Annotated in this window: 4 protein-coding genes and 1 pseudogene; 3 read left to right on the top strand and 2 right to left on the bottom strand. The window is 73.6% G+C overall.

All coding sequences use genetic code 11. The annotated features are described in order from the left end of the window. The coding region (locus ABD308_RS21765; RefSeq protein WP_344337764.1) for a hypothetical protein at positions 1–184 on the bottom strand (184 nt) is incomplete at its 3' end. Between the two features lie 147 nt (positions 185–331). On the opposite strand from ABD308_RS21765, the gene ABD308_RS21770 reads away from it, so the two are divergent. The 3 genes from ABD308_RS21770 (at position 332) to ABD308_RS21780 (ending at position 3,679) form a co-directional block, all read left to right on the top strand. After that, complete coding sequence (locus ABD308_RS21770) at positions 332–1,642, top strand: glycosyltransferase family 4 protein (RefSeq protein ID WP_344337766.1); 1,311 nt, start codon at positions 332–334, stop codon at positions 1,640–1,642. Between the two features lie 154 nt (positions 1,643–1,796). Continuing rightward, positions 1,797–2,600, top strand: coding sequence for a class I SAM-dependent methyltransferase (locus ABD308_RS21775; RefSeq protein ID WP_344337768.1), 804 nt, complete (start codon positions 1,797–1,799; stop codon positions 2,598–2,600). Further along, positions 2,597–3,679 carry a prenyltransferase gene (locus ABD308_RS21780; RefSeq protein ID WP_344337770.1) on the top strand — a complete coding sequence of 361 codons (1,083 nt, stop codon included), beginning with the start codon at positions 2,597–2,599 and terminating at the stop codon, positions 3,677–3,679. Before ABD308_RS21775 ends, ABD308_RS21780 begins: the two co-directional genes overlap by 4 nt. A 117-nt stretch (positions 3,680–3,796) precedes the next feature. Here the strand turns inward: ABD308_RS21780 and ABD308_RS21785 are convergent. Beyond that, positions 3,797–4,048 (bottom strand): annotated as a pseudogene (locus ABD308_RS21785) (hypothetical protein); the annotation flags it as partial.

The following is a 4,048-nucleotide window of genomic DNA, read 5'->3' on the forward strand; positions in this document are numbered from 1 at the left end:
CCGCTCCGCCTGCCGGGCGGTCAGCGGCGGCTCCTGCGCCGGGGCGTGCCCCGGAGGGGGCGGCAGGGGCGCGGGTGGTGGCGGTGACGACGGTGACGGAGGTGGCGTTGGTGATGACGGTGACGTCGGTGATGGCGGTGACGTTGGTGACGGCAAGGACGCTCCCGGGCGTGGCGCGAATCACCAGCCCTGGATCCGGAGCGGAAGCTACGGGCCGGTATCTTCGAGGTCTCTCATTGTTCACATGGTCACCGGTGGACTCCGCACCCACTGAAACCTGATCTACTTTACCGACCGGCAGCACAGACAGCAGCAGAGATGAGGGCCGACGATGACCGCGCAGCCGCTGCGGATTGCCCTGCTCTCGTACCGGGGCGACCCGTTCTGCGGCGGCCAGGGCGTGTACGTACGGCATCTCTCCCGTGAGCTGGCCCGCCTCGGCCACCACGTGGACGTGATCGGCGCGCAGCCGTACCCCGTCCTGGACGCGGTCGAGGGCCCGGGCTCGGTCCGGCTCGTCGAACTGCCCAGCCTGGACCTCTACCGGGCCGACGACCCCTTCCGCACCCCGGCGCGCGAGGAGTACCGGGGGCCGGTGGACGTCCTGGAGTACCTGACCATGCGCACCGGCGGCTTCCCCGAGCCGCTGACCTTCTCGCTGCGCGCCCGCCAGTACCTGGCCCGCCACCGCGGCCGCTATGACGTCGTGCACGACAACCAGACGCTCGGCTACGGCCTGCTCGGCCTGGACCGGTACGGCTTCCCGCTGGTCACCACGATCCACCACCCGATCACCGTGGACCGCCAGGTCGAGCTGGACGCGGCCGCCGGACGGCTGAAGCGGCTGTCGCTGCGCCGCTGGTACGCCTTCACCCGGATGCAGCGCCGGGTCGCCGCCCGGCTGGACCACATCATCACCGTCTCCGGCACCTCCAAGCGCGAGATCGCCGAGCACCTGGGCGCCGCGCCGCACGCCGTCTCGGTGGTGCCGGTCGGCGCCGACACCCGGCTCTGGTCGCCGTCGGACACGGTGGCGCGGGTGCCCGGGCGGATCGTCACCACCTCCAGCGCGGACGTTCCGCTGAAGGGCCTGGTGCACCTGGTCGCCGCGCTGGCCAAGGTCCGCACCGAACGCGACGCGCACCTGGTCGTGGTCGGCAAGCCGCAGAAGGAGGACGGGCCGATCGCCCGCGCGGTGCGCGCCTTCGGTCTTGAGGGGCACATCGAGTTCCGGCACGGTCTGACCGACGAGCAGCTGGTCGACCTCTACCGCTCGGCCGAGGTGGCCTGCGTGCCGTCGCTGTACGAGGGCTTCTCGCTCCCGGCCGCCGAGGCGATGGCCACCGGCACCCCGCTGGTCGCGACCACCGGCGGGGCGATCCCCGAGGTCGCCGGTCCGGACGGGGAGAGCTGTCTGGCGGTGCCCCCGGGCGACCCGGACGCGCTCGCGTCGGCGCTCGGCCGGCTGCTGGACGACCCGCGGCTGCGCGCGTCGCTCGGCGCGGCGGGCCGGGCCCGGGTGCTCGCCCGGTTCACCTGGGAGCGCGCCGCCGAGCTGACCGTCGAGGGCTACCGGGCCGCGATCGCCACCGGGGCCGGGAGCCGGGCGCGCTCCGGTCCCGGCTGGCGCTACGTGGCCTGACGGCGGCCCGGCGTCCGGTCGGGGGGGGGGGCGACCGGCCGCACCCGGTTCCCGGTGGTGCGCGCTGTCCCGTCCGCCCCCGCGCGCCGTGCGCCCCGCGATGCATCTGACTCGGCGTCAGGAACCTTGGGTACCGAAGGAATGGGAGTCCGCAGTGCTGACCGTTGATTTCTCGCGCTTCCCGCTCGCCCCCGGCGACCGGGTGCTCGACCTGGGCTGCGGCGGGGGGCGGCACGCGTTCGAGTGCTACCGGCGCGGGGCCAATGTAATCGCCCTCGACCAGAACGCCGAGGAGATCGCCGAGGTCAGGAAGTGGTTCGCCGCCATGGAGCAGGCGGGCGAGGCGCCGGAGGGCGCGTCCGCGGTCGCGATGGAGGGCAACGCGCTGGCCCTGCCGTTCGAGGACGACTACTTCGACAAGATCATCATCTCCGAGGTGATGGAGCACATCCCGGACGACAAGGGCGTGCTCAACGAGATGTTCCGGGTCCTCAAGCCCGGCGGACTGCTCGCCGTCACCGTGCCGCGCTGGCTGCCCGAGAAGATCTGCTGGGCGCTCTCCGACGAGTACCACGAGGTCGAGGGCGGCCACATCCGGATCTACCGGGGTGACGAACTGCTCGACAGGCTCAAGGACGCCGGCCTGGAGCCGTACGGCACCCACCACGCGCACGCGCTTCACTCGCCGTACTGGTGGATCAAGTGCGCGGTCGGCGTGAACAACGACAAGGCGCTGCCGGTCAAGGCGTACCACCAGCTGCTGGTCTGGGACATCGTCGGCACCCCCGTCATCAGCACCCTCACCAAGGCCGCCGAGCGGGCGCTCAACCCGGTCATCGGCAAGAGCTTCGTCGCCTACGCCTCCAAGCCCCACCGGGCCGGGGCCCGGGGCGACGCGACGGCCGACCGAGCCGACCGAGCCGACCGGGCGGACCGGGCGACGGGCGGGGCGGAGTGACCGCCGCCGTCCCGGACGTCCTGCTGCTCGACGGGGTGCTCGACGCCGACCAGGCCGCCGGCACCGTCCGCAGCATCCTCGCCGAGCAGCAGCCCGACGGCGCCATCCCGTGGTTCCACGGCCACCACCTCGACCCCTGGGACCACACCGAGGCGGCGATGGCGCTGGACACCGCCGGCGAGCACGCCGCCGCCGAGGCCGCCTACCGCTGGCTCGCCGCGCGCCAGAACCCGGACGGCTCCTGGTACGCCGCCTACGCCTACGGGCGGCCGGACCACGCCGACGGCGCCGTCTGCAACGCGGCCAAGGAGACCAACTTCTGCGCCTACGTGGCCGTCGGCGTCTGGCACCACCACCTCTCCACCGGCGACGACGCCTTCCTGGAGTGGATCTGGCCGACCGTGCGGCGCGCGCTGGACTTCATCGTCGCCCAGCGGCTGCCCGGCGGCCCGATCGCCTGGCGGGTCGACGAGCACGGCGCGGCCACCGACGAGGCGCTGCTCACCGGCTCGTCCAGCGTCCTGCACGCGCTGCGCTGCGGGCTGGCCGTCGCCGACTACCTGGAGGAGCCGCAGCCCGACTGGGAGCTCGCGGCCGGTCGGCTGCGGCACGCCGTCACCCACCACCCCGAGCGGTTCCTCGACAAGGGCCGTTACTCGATGGACTGGTACTACCCGGTGCTCGGCACCGCGCTGCGCGGCCCGGCCGCGGTGGAGCGGATCGCTGCGGACTGGGACCGCTTCGTCGTCCCCGGCCTCGGCGTGCGCTGCGTCAGCGACCGGCCGTGGGTGACCGGCGGGGAGAGCGCCGAGCTGGCGATGGCGCTCTGGGCCGTCGGCGAGTCCGACCGCGCGGTGGACATCCTGCGCTGGATCCAGAAGCACCTGCGGCACATCGACGGCTCGTACTGGACCGGGTACGTGTTCGAGGACGACGCGATCTGGCCCGAGGAGCGCACCACCTGGACGGCGGGGGCGCTGCTGCTCGCGGTCGCGGCGCTCGGCGGCGACCCGGCGACGGTGGCGGTGTTCGGCGGGGATGAACTGCCGACCGGTCTGGTGGTTCAGGACTGCTGCTGAGTGGTGCGTCCGTACGGCGAAGGGGCGGGACCGGATCTCCTTGGGTTCTAGGAGATCCGGTCCCGCCCCTTCGCCGTAGGCGGGCGGCGGTCAGCCGCGGGCTCGAAGCGCGCGGGGTCAGCCGCGCTGGATGCCCGAGGTGTCGGCCAGCAGGCCCTGGGAGCCGTCCTGCAGCTGGGCGACCAGCGCGGTGCCGCGCTGCTCGACCGCCAGGTACCAGGTGCCCGGGACGAGTTCGCCGATCGGAGCGCCGACCGGGTTGTCCTTCGGAGCCAGCTGGCGCGGCGCCGGGACGGCGAACCAGAACGGCGCGAAGTCGGCCGCCGGGGCCGGCTGCGGCTGCGCGGCCGGCTGGGCGGCGGCCTGACG

The organism is Kitasatospora putterlickiae (genome assembly GCF_039527695.1).
Lineage (GTDB): Bacteria > Actinomycetota > Actinomycetes > Streptomycetales > Streptomycetaceae > Kitasatospora > Kitasatospora putterlickiae.